Genomic DNA, 17,148 nt, shown 5'->3' on the forward strand with positions numbered 1-17,148 from the left:
GGCGGAAGGCCTTCTTTCTATCAGCCCTCCACCACCCCGAAGCCACAATGTCCTCAACTTGCCACGCGGCGCTGTCCGAGCACTCGATCCGCTCTCAGCTCGGCGAGCTCATATTCGAATCCATCTCGTCACGAGCTCGCATCACCTCTAGGGCGGCCTGTGCAGCTCGGACGACATCCGACCAGCGTGGATCTGACAGGTAGTCGGCGTCCGGGCGATCCCCAAGGTCCTGAAGCATCGGCCCGAGCACGCGTCCAAGATCACGAAAGGCCGGTACCTCTTCCTGATGCAAGACGTCCGGAACTGCCTCGGAGGGCTCGGGAAGGACCATGCTGTCGTCGTAGAGGGTGTGCACGTTAAGCGTCAGATCGTCGTAGTAGCTCACACCTTCCTCAACTCGCCCCCACTGGACTTCCCCGTGCCGGCGATCGCTCAACGACCGCATGGCGGCGATTACCTCCAAGCGCATATGGGGGTACCTGACCACTGGGCTCACGGCGCGCTCCACAGCGACCATTTTAGCCAATCGGACAACGGAATGTGCGCCTGGGGATTCTGCTGGAGATTTCCGACGATCGGCTTACCCTCAGGTCCGAGGATTCGTCCGCCGCTCCGCACAACCACGTGATCGACCTGTTGGGAAGGGAGGGTATTCGCCGGGTTTCCTTGGTCGATCCGGACTCCGTTGCCCTTGTTGTTCGGGTCGAACCAACGGGTGCCGACGCCCTTCTTGTTCGGGTTGCCGGGGCCCCAGGAATTCGGCAGTTTCGCTCGCGCGTCCACGACCTTCTGACCCCATTGGCCGATCGGCAGAGCGCGTGGCCCCACGCTTCTGCCACCGGCACCGCCGGTCCCAGATGCTGGTGGCGGGTCGCCGCCTCGGCGTTTGAAGACGGACTGGGCGTTCCGGGCCAAGTCCTTGACCTTGTCCTTGGCGGCGGATGCGGCCTTCTTCACCGCCGCGGCCGCGTTCTTCGCGGCGTTCTTCGCGCCGGACTGGACGCGTTTTACCGTCTTCGTTACGACGCGTTTGACCGACTTGGTGATCTTGGTGACCTTCTTGATGACGGTCTTGGCCTTGTTGACGTAGCTGGTGATGCGTTTGACCTGTTGGACCAGCTTGTTGCCGATCTTGACCGCGTTGACGACTGTGCGGACGATCGGGGTGACCACCCGGACGATGTGCGGAATGGCTTGGACCACTCGGATCACGAGGGGGATCAGCCGGATGGCGAGCATGATGAGGGGGATGAAGAAGAGTTTGCCGTCGGGGTCGGAGTAGGTGATGGGGCTGTTGTTGGCGTAGGCGTAGCCGTTGAGTTGTTGGGCGTCTTCGTAGTCGGCTACTGGGTCGACCGAGATGAACTTGCCGATGGTGGGGTCGTACTCGCGGGCTTGGAGGTGGACGAGGCCTGTGCTCGGGTCGTTGACGCCGCCGACGAAGCCCTTCTGGCCGGGCCAGTTCGCCGGCGCCGGACCGCGGAGTTCGCCGAAGGGCGTCGTACGGCGGCGTTCGAAGGACTGGTCGGCTGCGTTGATGGCGAGTTCGGGTGTGCCGTGGTGGTCGTTGCCTAGCCAGGTGACGTCGTTGCCGACGCGGACGGCTACGGTCTTTTTCGCGTGTTCGTAGTAGCGCGTGCCGCTGATCTCGCCGGTCGGTTTCAGCAGGAGTTCGGTCTGGCCGAAGTAGAACGTCGTACCCGTACCGTCGCGGCGGAGCAGGCGGTTGCCGTCGGCGTCGTACACGAACGACGTGGTCTTGCCGGCCTTGGTGACACTCTCGAGTTCACCCTCGACGTCCCACCTGAAGGTCTCGCCGGTTCCGGCGAGGTTGCGCTCGGTCAGGTTGCCTGTCTCGTCGTACCCGTAGGTGTTGACCTTCGTCCCACCCGGCCCGGTCGTCGTGACCTTCTGTACGGCGTGCGGCCGTGGCTGACCCGCGGCCGGGTACTCGTAGTTGCTGGTCGTCGAACCGCCTGCAGCGTGTTTGGTCTCCGAGAGCCGGTTGCCGACCTTGTCGAAGGTCCACGACTGCCAGTACGGCGCGGGTCCGCCGAGGGCAGTCTCAACCGGCGCGGCGGCGCAGTTGTTGCTGGAAGGCGTCCAAGCGTCAGTCAATCGCCGCAGGTGGTCGTAGGCGAAGCATTGGGTGTCGGTGGCTTCACCGCTGCTGGCAGATGGCGTGTTGCTGATCTGCTTGACGTTGCCTGCCTGGTCGTAGCTGTAGGCGAGGCTGGAGATCCGCCGCGGTAGCGTCTCCCGCTCGGTCACCACCCGCGACAACCGCCGCGTGCCCGACTCGTACTCGTAGAGCTGCTGCACCCACTTCCCGTTGTCCTGCGCAAGAGTGAGCGTCTCCACCTCCCCGTACGGCGTGTACCCGGTTCCCGTCACGTACGACGTCGCCCCGGTCAGCGTCGTCGGCAGGTCCTGGTCGTTGTAGCCGTAGCTCAAGGTCTCCGCTGGCAGACCGCCGACTCCAGGCAGTTGGGACGTCGCCAACTCGCCGTCTGCGTTGTAGGTGCTTGCCACGGAGTAGGTACCGGCCAGCGCACCTTCACGCTGTGGCAGCACCACCTCGATGCCCAGAGGACGCCCACCGGCGTCGTACTCCTTGACCTTGGACGTGTACGCCTGGCCGTCGACGAACCGGCTCGCGGAGCTCGGTGAGCCCTTCGCCAACGTGTCGAACGTCCACTCGGCACGTTTCGGCCCTTGCAGGCTGCCCTCGTGCAGGGAGGTGCGGCGGCCGACGACGTCGTACCCATGGGCCAAAGTCCGGCCGCTCGCGTCTGTGCTGGTGAGGAGCCGGTCCAGATCGTCATAGGTGTAGGTGGAGGTCCCCTTGTCGGGGTCGGTCTCCCGGATCTTCCGGCCGCGGAGGTCGTAGTCGAACGTCCAGCGGTTGCCGGCCGGGTCCTTCACCGAGGCGAGTTGTCCGTCCTGGTGATACGTGTACGTCGTGCTGTCGTAGTCGCCGGTGGGCGCCCCGCCGGTGTACTGACGCAGCTCGGTGAGCCGGCCCTCGATGTCGGTGATCCGCATGACGGGCTGCTCGCCGGTCGGCGGCTGGACCACATGCGTTCCGAGACCGTGCGTGTGCGTGGTCCGCCACTTCTCGGTGTTCCGCGACTTGACGATCTCGGCCGTCGGCCGTTCGGCACCGTCGAACACGGTGACCTTCTGCAGCGGCAGTTCCGACTCGACCGGGATCAGCACCTGGTCACCGGGCGGCGCGTTGTTGAAGTACGGGCCGTTCTCCTTGACCAGTTCGCCGCGCGAGTCGTACACGTAATCGGTGATCGTGCGGCCGCCGCCGGGTGCTGCCTCCTGCTTCTGTCGCGGGCGGAGCAGACCGTCGGTGAGCTCGATCGTGGTCTCGTTGGTGCCGTTCGCTTGCAGGCTCACGGTCTTGACGGCGTTCGCGCCGTCCGCGCGCATCAGGTACTCGTAGCTGAAATTCGCGGCATCCGATCGCGACCGGCCGGGCAGCCAAACCTTCTCGGTCCGGCCCATCGGGTCGTAGGCGGTCTCGGTCTTGCGGCCGTCCGGCCCGGTGACCGTGAGTTCCTCGCCCCAGGCGGGCTCCCACTCGGTCGTGGCTGTGTGCCCGTTGGCCGCAGTCACGACGGTCTTGGTGACGGCACCGTCGGTCGCCGGGGTGAACTCGCGGGTCGTGCTCTTGCCGTCCGCGTCGGTCAGTTCCACCTGACGGCCGAGGACGTCGTACGTCGCGGTCTGGGCGACCTTGTAGATCGGTGCACCGGTGCTGTCGAACGCGCTCAGTTCCTCGACCTTGGTCACATCACCCTTGGTCGGAGTGCCGCCGCCGTCGTACTCCGTCTTGTTGTCGGAGATGACGTCGGCGTTCGTCCAGGGCTGGTCGCAGGCCTTCGCGACGGTGTGTTCGCGGACCGGCAGCTCGCGCATCCCGGCGGGCGCGTTCTCGGTGTAGGTGTAGCGGGTGCAGGTGTCGTCGGAGGCGACGGCGACATCGTTGAGGTCGCTCTTCTGGGTGACCACACCGGCCGCGTTGTAGGTGTTCAGCTGGGTACGGCGCCTGGTCTGCGTACCGGCGATCTCCTCCTGCTTGATCCCCGCGTCCTCGACCTGGAAGGACTGGCTGGTGCCCCACGGCTTGACCCGGGTAGCCCGCGCGGCGGAGATCCACTGGTCGTTGATGTTGCGGTCGACGAGCGTCGTACCGTCGTACTTGAGCTGCTCGCGGAGTTGGCCGGCGAGCGGATTCACGTCCTCGACGCGGCCGCCGGTGGAGTCGGTGAGGTGGACGTCCTTTTTGGTGCCGTTGGCAAGTTTGTCGCCGTCCATGCCGCGGTGGAAGCGGTTCTCGGTGATCGACTGGACACCGGTGGGGTGTCCTTTCGTGACCCGGACGCGTTCGTAGCCTCGCCATTGGGACCAGGTCTTCTTGCCGATCTCGACCAGGCCGTCTTCGTCGTCGTGCCGCCAGGCCGGTGGGGTCAGGTACTCGACCTTGGTGACGACCGGCTCCAGGCCGCTGACTCGATCGGCTTCGGAGACCTCGGTGACGACGAACTTGTTGAACCAGTCCTGGCGTTCTTCTTGCTTGTCAGGCGTCCATTTGGCGGGGTGGCAGCGTTTCCCGTTGGTGTCGGGGGCGGGGAAGTTACCCGGTCCGCAGTCTTGGGCGGAGTAGGCGACGGCGAGTTCGCCGCCGGTGCCGTAGTGGATGGCGCTGATTCGCCACCAGTTCATTACTGGGAGGGTGTCGTTGTTCTTAACCCGGTTGGGCAGTTGGACACCGTCGAAGTTGAGTTCGGGCGCGGTGACAGTGCCGTTCACGTGTCCGGCGTTCGTCAGGCCTTCGAGCCACATGCCCGCGCGGGTTCCGTCACCCGGGTCGGGGAAACTGTGCCGCAAGGTCCACGAGTCGACCGGGGTGAACTCTTCGCCGCGGCGGATCTCGGTGCTGATCTTCGCGAGGCGTTTCTGGGTCCAGAAGGTCGGGCTGAACTTGTTGTCGCAGTTCGAGCTGCTGGTGCACTGCTGGTCGAGCGGGGTGTCCGGGTAGATGTGCGGGAAGTTCGTCGTACAAGCCGTACCCGGCAGGCAGCGGTCGGCCGTGGTCATCACGACGCGGGCGTTCGCCGGCTTGGTGAACACCGAGCCGTCGCGCTGGCCGTACTCGATGCGCTTGAGGTTGCCGGCGCGGACGTACTTGCTGACCGACGAGGCCGAGAAGTTGCGGGCGTAGTAGTTGGTCTCGACGTCGTAGAAGAAGCTCATGGCGTTGCCGTGGCGGTCGACGACGTAGTCGAGGTTCCACTTGTACGCCTGCTGGCAGTGCGAATCCCCGAAAGAACTCTTGTTGCAGGGCTCGCCGGAGTTGTTGCCGAAGACGGGGACCGTCCAGGTGGACTGGGTCTCGGGCTGGCCCGTGGTCCAGCCGGTGAGGCGGTTCAGGCCGAAGTAGTACTTCGTGCCGTCCTCGCTGGTGATCACCCAGTACTCACCGTCGTTGTCGCCGTTCGAAGCGCCGGTGAAGCGTTCGACGGTGGAGCCGTCGTCGGCGGCGGGGCGCCACTTGCCGGTTGCGTCGTCACGGATCAGCTCGCCGCCTTTGCCGCTGAGGCTGAAGGTGGCGTTGTCCGTGGCCCAGCACAGGTCGCCGACGGTTCGGGTGCCGTTGTTGCCGTTCTGCTCGGATTTGGAGCTGCAGCCGGCGTAGCGTCGTTCGATGGAGCCACCCGGCGCGAACTCGAAGCCCTCACCTGCCCAGGACGGCTGGTTGTTGGTCGCCGAAGTGCGGCCGTCCACCGAGCCGGACGAGTAGTCCAGGGACATCTCGATCTCGGGGCCGCCGACACCGGGCGGCACCTCCATCGGGTACGACCAGCCGAAGTCGCCGGATGATCCACCGACCTGCCACGTGGCCGAGGGCGCGAGAGCCGAGGCCTTGTGGTCGCCGGCCGGACCGTCAGCTGCAGCCTGTACGGCGTACACGGTGCGCTCGGATCCTGGAGCGACTTCGGCGGTGAGCGTGCCGGTGCCGTCGTTGCGGGTGGCAACTGATTGGCCGGAGGCAACATCTACGACTCGCAGGCGGCTGTTCCAGTCGGATCCGAAGGCGCTCTTGAAGGCGCTGTAGTCGACGCGGACCGACACTGGACCGGCTGCGCGTACGCCGTCCGTGCGGCGGAGGCTGAACTGCACCGAGTTGGACTGGCGGCCAAGTAGCTCAACCTCCACTGTCTCCGGTGCACGGCTTGCGGCGGTTGCCGGGCCGACCTCGATCGGCAGTGTGCCTGCCTTCGCCAACGTTGGCTTGGCGGGTTGGCCGGTCACCATGCGCTGCCAGTCGGTCGCCGGGGCCGGCAGGGTGACCGCGGCCTTGCCTGCGCTGGGCCAGCGCACCTCCGGGGCCTTGGTGATCGCTCGGGCCTGCGCCGGGTCGGCCTTCCGCGGCACGACCTGAGCGTTCGATCCGTTGACCGACTTTTCCTTCGCAGGCGTCCAGTCGCCGTCGGCGTTGGCCTGGCTGATCCGGAGGGTGGCGGCTTCGGTCGCCTGACCGGTCACGGTGGCGATGAGGGTGGCGGCGGTGACGATCGCGATACCGATCCGCGCCGTACGGCGAGATCGGCGCAGACGTCTTACCGGTAACGGGGACATGGTTCCTCCAGCGGACGGGCAGGGGGACGAGGTGCAGTAAGAGTCGAGTCGGTTATGCAGGCTGACAAGGCCTTTCGAGCAGGTTTGAAGAGGATCGACCGACTGCCCGGCCGATGGCAGACTCGCGACCTCGAACCGGAGGGGGTCCCATGAAGATCGTGTACGGCGCTCTGGTCGCGACGCTGACGGTCGGTCTGCTGGTCGCCGTCGAGGTCCCGGCCGCGGGTACTGTCCCGAATCTCGCACCCCGCACACCGGCGAAGCTGAACCTGCGGCCGCCGGTGCCTTGCGGTACGGCGACCGCGCCGGCCACGATCGGCACCGCGCAGCCCGTTTTCACTGCCGTGGCCAGCGATCCGGAGAACAGCGTGCTGACGACCCGGCTCACGATTCAGCGAGTCGGTGCCACGACGCCGACCTATGAGATCAACTCGGCCATCACCGCGTCGAGCGTCGCGTTCAGCTGGCCAGCTATCCCCGCGGGCAAGCTCGTCCCCGATGTCACGTACGCCTACAGCGCGCGCAGCAACGACGGTACGACCGACGGTCCCTCGACGGCCAAGTGCCACTTCACGATCGACGAGACGCCGCCGGGTCTGCCGACGATCGAATCCTCCGACTACCCCGACGGCGAACCTGCGATCAACGCCTGGACCAGCGGCCGGGTGATACTGCGCCCGGCCGACAGCGACGTGGTCCAGTTCCGGTACGGATTCCAGCAGGATCGACTGACGGGCGCCGTACCGGTCGGCTCGGACGGCAGCGCCGTCGTACCGGTCACGCTCTCGCCTGATCCGTCGACCGGCATCATCAGGAAACGCCTGTACGTCGCAGCCGTCGATCGTGCCGGGAATCCCGGGCCGGTGTCAGACGCCTGGAGTCTGCAGGCCAACCCCGCGCCCGCACCTGCCAAGGCCAACCAAGACGTTGACGGGGACGGGCGGTCCGACGCGATTGCTGTGTTCGACAAGGGTTTTGATCAGACCACGGTCTGGAATCTGGTCCAGGGAAACGACGGCCAGTACGACGGTGTGATCGGCTGGGACAGCGGTATCAACGGTGGTTACGGGCTGAGCCGGACCCGGTCGGCGGCCGGCGATTTCGACGGTGACGGCAAGACCGACGTGATGCTGATGCGCACCGAGACCGGGCAACGGCTCGGTCTCTACCTGCTGAAAGCCACGGGTGGTGCCTACGAGCCGCGCGGTCAGGCGGTCTGGCGGAGTAGCGGCGAGGGCTGGTCGCTCGGTACGACCCGGATGCTCGCGGGCGATCTCAACGGTGACGGACGCGATGAGATCGTGCTGCAACGCGACACCTTCGACGGGGGCTGGCAGGCGTACGTACTGTCAGGCACTGGGCAGTTGGCGAGCTGGATCCGGACACCACCGAGTTCGGGGCAATGGGCCAAGAGCAGCCCGGTGATCGCCGATCTCGACGGCGACGGCCGGAAGGACTTGGTCTCGCTCGACGATCGAGGCGGCTGCCGGCTGCGGGCGACCTTCTTCCGATCGACCGGAACCGCCTTCGACGCGGGAACGACGAAGTACGACTTCACGCCCGGGACGTACTGCGCGGATCGAGCTCGAGCAACAGCAGGAGACGTGACTGGCGACGGCCAGGACGACCTGGTGATCCCGTACGAACACGCGGACACCGATCTCGGCGTACTGGTGCTGCGATCCGGCGGGCCGACCGTCGAGACGTGGTGGCGCACACCGGGGCTGCTGGAACCCGCCAAGGCCGATTACGAGATCGTCGATACGACTGGTGACGGCCGTGACGACCTGGTGCTGGTGGCCGCGCGTCCCGACGGGGGACGGGAGCTCAAGGTGCTGGCGTCGACCGGTACGGCGTTCGCTGCGCCTCAGCAGGTTTGGACGGGTGCTTCGGTGCACGCGGAGACCGGGCCGAAGGCGGATCTCGAGTTCCGTAGTTACGAGTTGGTGGCTCGGCACAGTCGACAGTGTCTGCAGGTCCGGGGCCGGAGCAGGTCGCTGGACGCCGTACTGGATCAGGGGGAGTGCACGGGGGCTTTGCATCAGCGGTTCCAGCTCGATCAGCTTCCTGGCGTCGAGCAGTATCAGTTCCACCCGGCTCACCTCGATGGCGTGAAGGATGATGGGAAGAGCACCTGCGTGGACCTTGGCGGTACGCAGGAGTCGCCCGGAAGCCCAGTGCTGCAACAGGCTTGCGATGCGACCAGCAGCCAGCAGTTTGCGATTGAGTACCTGGATGGCTTCACCAAGGACGCGGTGGTCCGGCTGCGCAACGCGCACAGCGGCTTCTGTGTCGGCGTCGAGAATGCCGGACAGGCGATTGGCGCGGCCGCGGTCCAACAGACGTGCGGCAACGGTGCCGACCAGCAGTGGATTCTCCGGCCGTCCAGAAACTCCGTCCAGCTTGATGGCCGGTACCGCCTGAGCGCTGTCAAGGGCGGCCGTTTCATGGAAGCAGCCGACTGCGGTACGGCGGATGGTTCTGATCTGCGGGTGTGGGACCCTCGCGGCGGGAGCGCCTGCCAGCAGTGGATGATCCACCCGCTCGGCGAGGACGCCTATCAGGTCCTCGGAGCAGCCAGCGGCAAGGCGCTCGACGTCCAGGGCTGCTCGACCGACAACCTCGCCGTCATCCATCTCTGGACCAGCACACCCAACGACTGCCAGCGGTGGCGGATCGAACCGGCAGCCGACGGATCGTGGAGCATCACGCAGACGCTGAGCGGCAAGTCCCTCGACGTCGCCGGATGCCGGCCCGAGTCCGGCGCCGACCTGATCGTCTGGCCCTACTGGAACGGGCCCTGCCAGCGCTGGCGCATCGACAAAGTACCGGAGAACCTCGCCTTCGGCCGAACCATCACCACCAGCTCCCAGGAAGACGTCCAGTACGCCGCTCCGAAGGTGGCCGATGGCAACTATGGAAGCCGCTGGGCCAGTCAACTGGAACATGATCCCGAATGGATCTCGGTCGACCTCGGCTCCATTCGCACGATCAACAAGGTGTCGCTGGTGTGGGAGGTCGCCCACGCCCGGAGATACACGATCCAGCTTTCCGACGACGGTGTGACGTGGCGGACTGTTCACACCCGTACTGACGGCGACGGCGGCACCGACAACATCGACCTCACCCCGACGACCGCGCGGCATGTCCGGATGCACGGCACCGAGCGGGCAACGGAGTACGGGTATTCCCTGTACGAGTTCGAGGTCTTCGCGCCGGATCCGAATCTCGCCCTGAACAAGCCGACCCAGTCGAGTTCGCGGGAGACGTCGGAACTCGGTCCGGCCAACGCGGTCGACGGCAGTGTCGCGACCCGCTGGGCCAGCGCGCTCGAACACGACCCGGAATGGATCTCGGTCGACCTGGGCTCTGTCCGCTCGATCAGCAAGATCACGCTGGTCTGGGAGTTCGCGTATGCCCGCGCCTACCAGGTGCAGGTCTCTGACAACGGCACAACCTGGCAGACCGTCCACACCCGCACCGACGGCGACGGCGGCACCGAGATCGTCCGCCTTGCTCCGACCAACGCACGGCACGTGCGTCTCCAAGGCACTGAACGCGCGACCGGCTACGGCTACTCGCTCTACGAACTCGAAGTCACCTGACAACTGCGAAGGAATCCGATGAAGAGACGACAAGCGGCCGGCGTTGCGATCGCCGGGCTGATGATTCTTGGTTTGCCGCCCACCTTGGCCGGTACGGCGGATGCGGCCGGCCGGATCTTGACGGTGGGGAAGGCGGGAGCGCAGTACAGCACTATCCAGGCGGCGGCCAATGCGTCGCTGCCCGGCGACACGATCGTGATTTCAGCTGGCACGTATCAGGAGGCGCTGACGCCGAAGAGCGGAGGGTACGGGCAGGAGATCGTCTACCAGGCCGCGCCCGGTGCGCGCGTCGTACTGGATGGCAACAAGACGCTCAAGTCCGGCAATGGGCTGCTCAATCTCGACGGTAAGTCGTGGCTGAAGTTCGACGGGATCGCGGTGACGAAGTCGCCGACGCATGGTGTCTACGGCTACCAGGTCTCGCACATCACGTTCACCAGGTGCGAGGTGTCGTCGTCCTCGAACGGCGGTCTCGTCATCCTCGGCGGCAGTGACATCGTCGTCGACGGTTGCGACGTGCACCACAACAACGACAAGGGCACCAGCGCTTCACACGAAGCGATCACGCTCGGCGAGGGCAGTACGCGGTTCGACATCCGGAACAACCATGTGCATGACAACGGTGAGGAAGGGATCGACGCCAAGTACGACGACAACGCGGCGGGTGTGATCCGGAACAACCTCGTGCACGACAACCGCGGCCCGAACATCTACGTCGACTCGTCGTCGGGGGTCGAGGTCAGCGGCAATACGACGTACGGCGCGAAGGAGTCGACGAAGGCCGGGATCGCGATCGCGGTCGAGGACTACTCGTCGTCGCGGAAGGCGCAGAACATCAGGATCGTCAACAACGTGTCGTACCAGAACGCGGGTGGCGGGATCTCGTTCTGGAAGGAGAGCAGCGGCACGATCTCCGGGATCTCGATCATCAACAACACGATCGCGAACAACCCGAAGCCCGGGATCGTCGGCGCCTCCGAGGTCAGCGGATCGGGGAACGTCGTACGGAACACGATCTTCGCCGGGAACTCGTCGGGGATCGGCGGGCCGTTCACGTCCGACCACAACCTGACCAGTGATCCGGGATTCGTTGACCCAGGCAACGGTGACTACCACCTGCGCGACGGCTCGGCGGCGATCGATGCCGGCAGTGCCACTGGCGTCCCGGCGGTAGACCGGGACGGCGTCGCGCGACCGCAGGGCAACGGGTACGACGTCGGTGCCTACGAGGGGGTTGGCGGCGGCGGACCCACCGACCCGCCGCCGACCGGCGACTGGGACCCGCGGCAGCCCGGCCCGAACGACTTGTTCACGGCGACCGACGGATCGGTGAACTACTTCCGCTCCGCGATCGGCGCCAACCCGCGGCTCGACGCCAACTCGGCGGCGATCGTCAACAGCATGGGCAGCAACACCCCGCGGCTGAACGGTCCGGAGTGGCAGATCACCGTCTTCACCTCGAGCAACTCGGATCCTGTGTATCACCCGGAATTCAGTGAGGACTGGGGTTGCTCGGTCGGCGACGGCATCCACATCCCCGACTACGCGACTCGCGAGCTCCCATCGCCAGGTGACGAATGGATCGTCGTTTACAACAAGGACGACAAGACTGTGAAGTCGATCTGGGGCGCCAGCAAGGCCAGCGGTTCGTGGAACGGTTCCTGCGGCGGGACCTGGCCGGCGGCCAGTGGCGGCGGTACTGAGTCGAAGACCTCCGGGGTTGGCACGGGAGCCGAAGTGCAGGCGGGTGCTGGCTTCATCCTGAACAGCGAAATCAGCACCGGCGCCATTGAGCACGCGCTGTACTTCACCTCCCGCACAACCTGCAGCAACTTCCGCAAGCCGGCCGGCAAGTCCGACGGTGGGACCTCGGGTTCGTCCTGCGTCCCGATGGGTGCCCGCCTCCAACTCGATCCGTCCGTCGATTGCGCGGGGCTGGCCGGTGCATCGTCGGGCGAGAAGATGATCTGCGTCGCCATGCAGAAGTACGGCGGCTATGTCCTGGACAGCGGCGGTCCCGGCCCGATCAGCGGCATCGGCGTGGCTGGCGACGACCTCACCGATCCGAACCGCGCTCCCTGGCAGACGCCCGGCGACGGCATGCGTCCGGGCGGCATCCTCAACAAAGTGGGTCTCGACGGTTCGACGGCGGCCCTGAGCCACATCCCCTGGAACAAGCTCCGGGTCCTGGCCTCCTGGAACGGCCAGTAATACGCCACCGTGACGGGTGAAGTGGCGTCCGGCGGCGTGGGTTCCTACGATGAGCCGATGGAACCTGGCTCACTCGTCGCCGGTCGGTACCGCCTGGAAGAAGAACTCGGCCAAGGCGGGATGGGTGCTGTCTGGCGCGCGGTGGACCAGGAGCTCGGGCGCGAGGTGTCGCTGAAGCGGGCGATCGCGGGGAGCTCCGGGCAGATCCGCCGGGAGGCCAGAGTCGGTGCCGGGGTGCTGCACCCCAATGTGGTGGCGGTTTTCGACACCGTTGTCGATGCTGATCAGCAGTGGCTCGTGACGGAGTACGTGCAGGCGACGAGCCTGGATCGGATCATCGAAGCCGACGGTCCGCTGCCGGAGGCGCGGGTGCTCACGATCGGCGCCCAGTTGGCGACGGCTCTGGTCGCGATTCACGAGCGTGGCATCGTGCATCGCGATATCAAGCCGGCCAACGTCCTGGTCACCGACGACGACGTTGTCAAGCTCACCGACCTCGGGATCGCTCGCTGGACCGAGATCACGCAGACCGGCGGAGCTCAGCTGACGGGCACGCTGGGCTATGTCGCACCCGAGGTCGCGAACGGGTCGGAGGCGACTGCGGCCTCCGACGTGTTCTCGCTCGGCGCCACTCTCTACGCGGCCGTCGAAGGCCGGTCGCCGTGGGGCGATGGCGCCGACGGGCCGTTCTCCCAGATCCAGCGGGCGGCGAAGGGTTCGCCGATCCCGCACGAGCACGCGCGGCAGCTCGCGCCGCTACTCGATGCCCTGATGGAGCCGGATCCGGTGCATCGCCCCTCGGCAGCGGAGGCGGCCGAGCTGATCCAGGGGCGCGAACTCCCGCGCCGATCCTGGAAGCGTCGGCTCCGGCCGGTACGACGGGGGTCGGTCCTGACCGCGGTTGCCGCCGTACTGGTGGTGGGTGCCGTGCTCCTGGCCTGGTTGCTGCCGCGCGGGTCGGAACCGCAGGCGGCCCCGCCGAATCCCGTCGGGCTCGGGTCCGATCCAGCGGCGGCTGATCCCTGCGCGGTGATTCCCGCGGACGCGCTGCGTGAGTTCGGGGAGGCTTTCGTCGACCCGGAGGTCAGGAACTACGCCAGCTGCGTGATCTCGAGCACCCTCGAGGACGGCAGTGGCCAGGTGCAGTCGGCGCTCGAGTTCACCGGCCTGGAAGAGTATCCGTCGCGTCCGGTGGTGCCCGGCCAGCTGGGCGAGATCGAACGGCCGGACGAGAAGGAGAACAGCTGCGAGCGGGCCGTCACTCTGCCCGACACCAACCGGATCACCATCACGACCTTCCGCATCCGGGAGGCGAAGGAGGCGTCGCTCTGTCCGTTCGCGGAATCGCTGATGCAGGATGTGCTGGCGGTCCTGTCGAAAGGCCCGCCGCCGCGACGACCGGAACTGCCGGCGAACTCGCTGGACAAGGTCGACGCCTGCACGCTGGTTGATGCCGCCGAGGCCGGCCAGGTGCTCGGCAAGGCAAGCGATCCGCCAGCTCCGGACTTCGGCCATTGGGGATGTACCTGGGATGCAGGGCCGAGCGAGCTCAGCGCGAAGTTCACTCGGGAGTGGCCGATCGAAGGTGACGAGGAGTGGGGTGGCAAGGTCATCAAGATCGGCAACCGCAACGCGCGTCTGATCCCTGACCCCGAGAACAAGGCCAGCTGCACAGCCGTGGTGGTTCACCGGCTCTACACGCCTAGGCTGGCGGTCCTGAAGGGTACGCCGGACAAGCGCCAAGAAGTGGTTTCCGTCGAGCTGGTCGATACCAGCGCTCCGGACTCGGCCACTGTCTGTGCGAGAACACGGGCAGCTGCCGAGGCCGTCGTACGGCGACTTCCGGATGCCAGCTGATGATGGAGCCGACCCCCAGCCGAGCGAAGTTCAACCAGTTCCGAAGCCTTCGGCACGCCCCGGACGAATCGCAACCGGGCACCTTGAGCGTCCTCACGGTTTCCGAGAATCTCGTCGTGCCGCCGGCGCCGAACGCCGAGATCAGCTTCGGGCGGAACCGGCTGGCGGTCGACTTGTGCATCGGGGAGAACGACGTACGGATCAGTCGGGTGCACGGCACCATCACTTACCAGGACGGGAGTTGGTGGTTGCGCAATCACGGCCGGCTTCCAATCCGGGTGTCGAACGCCGTACTGCTCCACACCGGCAGCGATCCGCTTCCGCTGGCCGTCGGCTACACGACGCTCTTCCTGCGTGGGAACCGCCACCGCGAACATCTTCTGGAGGTGCTGGTCTCGGACGGCGACGGCCGGGCCGCACAACCTCGGCCGAGCCAGATGACCGTGCCGCCGAAGCGCTGGCGGTTGACCCCGGAAGAACACCTGACGCTGACAGTTCTGGCCCAGCGTTACCTGGCCTACGATCTGCAGCCTCTGCCGCTGACCAGGCAACAGGCCGCGGCGGAGCTGGCTGAGCTGCGGCCTAACGAGACCTGGACCGCGAAGCGCGTCGAACACATCGTCTCGCGGCTGCGGCAACGACTCTCCGACGCTGGCGTGGCCGGTCTGCGCCGCGACGAGGTCGGCGAACCGGTCGGCCTGACACTGACGGTCAACCTGATCTGGGAACTCGTGCAGTCCACCACCATCGTGCCCATGGACCTGGAGTGGCTCGAGCTGGCCGGAGACAATCCCGGCGCCGAGCTTCCCCCGGCCTGATCCGTCCTGCACGGACCTCAGGTCATCCATTCCAGCAACCAGCCTCGGTCGGCGGCCTTCACCCCGGCCTGGAACCGGCTGCGCGCGCCGAGCCGGCTCATCAACTGTGCCACCATCCGGCGGATGGTCCGCACGGAGACCCTCAAGTGCGCCGCAGCCTGCTCGTCCGTGCACCCGAGAGCCATCAACCGCAGTACCTCCTGCTCCCGCCAGGACAGCTCGCCCGCCATCACGACGTCGGTGTCGCCGAACGGCACAGCATCGGGCCAAACCCGCTCGAAGAAGCCAGTCGTGGCGGCAACGACGCTGTTCAGCCGAAGCACAGCCACACTGCCGTCAGCATTGTCTGCAGGGAGCAGAGCCGTCCGGCCATCGATGACGAGCGCGTTCATCATCACCACCGGCGTCGTCCGCACCGCAACCCCGGCCATCGCCAGCGCGCCGAGATGCCGGGACCACGCCGGAGCAGTCCGCGCGCTATCAGGGAAGAGCGCGCGGTACCGAACGCCAGGGCAAACGTCACGCGGCCCGAACGCCGCTCCGGTCGGCGTCAACGTACTGATCGCAATCACATCCGCACGGGCATCGGCCAGCAACGCGGCAACCCCGCCCCGCGCAGCCGCCTGCTGCGGGCCGGTCCGCTGGGTCAGCGTCGGGACAGTCATGTTCGTCGTACCCCCAAGAGGTGAGCGTCTCGACCTTTGTACAACCAGGCCCCCGGGACCGGTCCCCAACGCAGGTAGGCTCGAAGGACACGACTGGCGAGGGTGGGCGCGACCACCGGGGAGTGACGCGACGGGCATCGACCGCCTGGGTGCTCAGGGCAACGACGTCTAGGAGCTTGCCATGCCCCGTCACCGTGTTCTGCACCTGTCCGACACCCATGTCAGCCGTACCGGCCCGGACGAGGACGGCGTCGACGGCGTCACCGCGCTGCGCGGACTCCTGTACGACGTTCGCCGGGTCCCGCAGTTGGACGTGGTGGTCGTCAGCGGAGACATCGCCGACGACGGATCCGAGGAGGGGTGCGCGACGGTCCGTGATCTGGTCGGCGAGTTCGCCGCCGAGCGCGGAATCCCGCACATCTACAGCACCGGCAACCACGACCGCCGTGATGGCTTCACCGCTGCCCTCGGCTCCGGCCACCTCGGCCCGGACGGCTCATCGATCGGTCGATCCGCCGGCCTCGACGATGTCATCGCCGCGGTCAGCGAGATCAACGGCCTCCGCGTGATCACGCTGGACAGCCTCGTCCCCGGCTCCGGCCACGGCGAGCTGGGCCGCGACCAACTGCAGTGGCTCACCAACGAGCTGGCAACCCCGGCCCCGTCCGGATCGATCGTCGTACTCCACCACCCGCCGGTGTCCCTGGACGCCGTCGCCTTCATGCGATCCGTCGTCCTGCAGCAACCCGAGGAGCTGGGTCGTGCACTGGCGGGCACCGACGTACACGCAGTCCTGTGCGGCCACCTGCACCATCAACTCACCGGACGGCTGGGCCAGACGCCCGTCTGGGTCACCCCTGGTGTCATCACCCGAATAGACCTCACAGCACCCCCTGCCCTCGCCCGCGGAGTCCTCGGCGCCGGCGCCACAGTCATCGACCTAGGCGGCCCCTCCGACCCCATGTTCCACACCCTCCAAGCCCGCACCCCAGCCACCGGCCAAGAGGTCTACGTCTACAACGCCGTGACCGCCGCCCACGTCCAGGAGTAATTTCGGTTCTCCTGTCCGCGTGCAGGTGGGCCGGCGTCCTCACGGCCGGTGCCCTGACCGCCGCCCCCTGGATAGCCATCTTTGTGGAGTATGGCGGTCGCTCCGTGGCAGTGGGGATCCACAAAGGCGTGGTTGCGGTGCGGCCCGAACCGGTTTGGGGTGGATCTGCGACGGATTCGGGGGGTGGATCCTCCCCGCGAACTGGCTGGGTGGGTGCTCGGTGGGGAAACTGACAACGAACGACAAAAACATGGACCCCAGGTCTTAACTTTTTGTCGGTGACTACA

The 17,148-nt window shown here is 66.6% G+C and carries 8 protein-coding genes and 1 riboswitch; of the genes, 5 read left to right on the forward strand and 3 right to left on the reverse strand.

Annotation, left to right across the window (positions count from 1 at the left end; genetic code table 11):
- Positions 1-94: 94 nt before the first annotated feature.
- Complete coding sequence (locus E1261_RS09320; protein ID WP_420813982.1) at positions 95-517, reverse strand: SCO4402 family protein; 423 nt, start codon at positions 515-517, stop codon at positions 95-97.
- Complete coding sequence (locus tag E1261_RS09325; protein ID WP_132404834.1) at positions 493-6,654, reverse strand: RHS repeat domain-containing protein; 6,162 nt, start codon at positions 6,652-6,654, stop codon at positions 493-495. The genes E1261_RS09320 and E1261_RS09325 overlap by 25 nt, the downstream gene beginning before the upstream one ends.
- Before the next feature lie 149 nt (positions 6,655-6,803).
- Here E1261_RS09325 and E1261_RS09330 point away from each other — a divergent pair, with 149 nt between their 5' ends.
- From E1261_RS09330 to E1261_RS09345, 4 genes are read left to right on the forward strand one after another with little or no spacing between them, the layout of a single operon-like run.
- Positions 6,804-10,259 (forward strand): discoidin domain-containing protein, encoded by a 3,456-nt coding sequence (locus E1261_RS09330; protein ID WP_165952432.1) that lies wholly within the window; start codon positions 6,804-6,806, stop codon positions 10,257-10,259.
- An 18-nt stretch (positions 10,260-10,277) separates the two neighbouring features.
- Complete coding sequence (locus tag E1261_RS09335; protein WP_132404838.1) at positions 10,278-12,470, forward strand: right-handed parallel beta-helix repeat-containing protein; 2,193 nt, start codon at positions 10,278-10,280, stop codon at positions 12,468-12,470.
- A 57-nt stretch (positions 12,471-12,527) separates the two neighbouring features.
- Positions 12,528-14,327, forward strand: a complete 1,800-nt coding sequence (locus tag E1261_RS09340; protein WP_132404840.1) for a serine/threonine-protein kinase — start codon at positions 12,528-12,530, stop codon at positions 14,325-14,327.
- Positions 14,327-15,145 (forward strand): FHA domain-containing protein, encoded by an 819-nt coding sequence (locus tag E1261_RS09345; protein WP_202874528.1) that lies wholly within the window; start codon positions 14,327-14,329, stop codon positions 15,143-15,145. The genes E1261_RS09340 and E1261_RS09345 overlap by 1 nt, the downstream gene beginning before the upstream one ends.
- 17 nt (positions 15,146-15,162) lie before the next feature.
- Here the strand turns inward: E1261_RS09345 and E1261_RS09350 are convergent, their stop codons facing one another.
- Positions 15,163-15,810, reverse strand: coding sequence for a helix-turn-helix transcriptional regulator (locus E1261_RS09350; RefSeq protein WP_132404842.1), 648 nt, complete (start codon positions 15,808-15,810; stop codon positions 15,163-15,165).
- Positions 15,811-15,889: 79 nt separating this feature from the next.
- A riboswitch (ZMP/ZTP riboswitch) is annotated at positions 15,890-15,968 on the forward strand.
- A gap of 23 nt (positions 15,969-15,991) precedes the next feature.
- On the opposite strand from E1261_RS09350, the gene E1261_RS09355 reads away from it, so the two are divergent.
- Positions 15,992-16,861 (forward strand): metallophosphoesterase family protein, encoded by an 870-nt coding sequence (locus E1261_RS09355; protein WP_132404844.1) that lies wholly within the window; start codon positions 15,992-15,994, stop codon positions 16,859-16,861.
- Positions 16,862-17,148 lie beyond the last annotated feature (287 nt).

The organism is Kribbella albertanoniae (assembly GCF_004348455.1).
Taxonomy (GTDB): domain Bacteria; phylum Actinomycetota; class Actinomycetes; order Propionibacteriales; family Kribbellaceae; genus Kribbella; species Kribbella albertanoniae.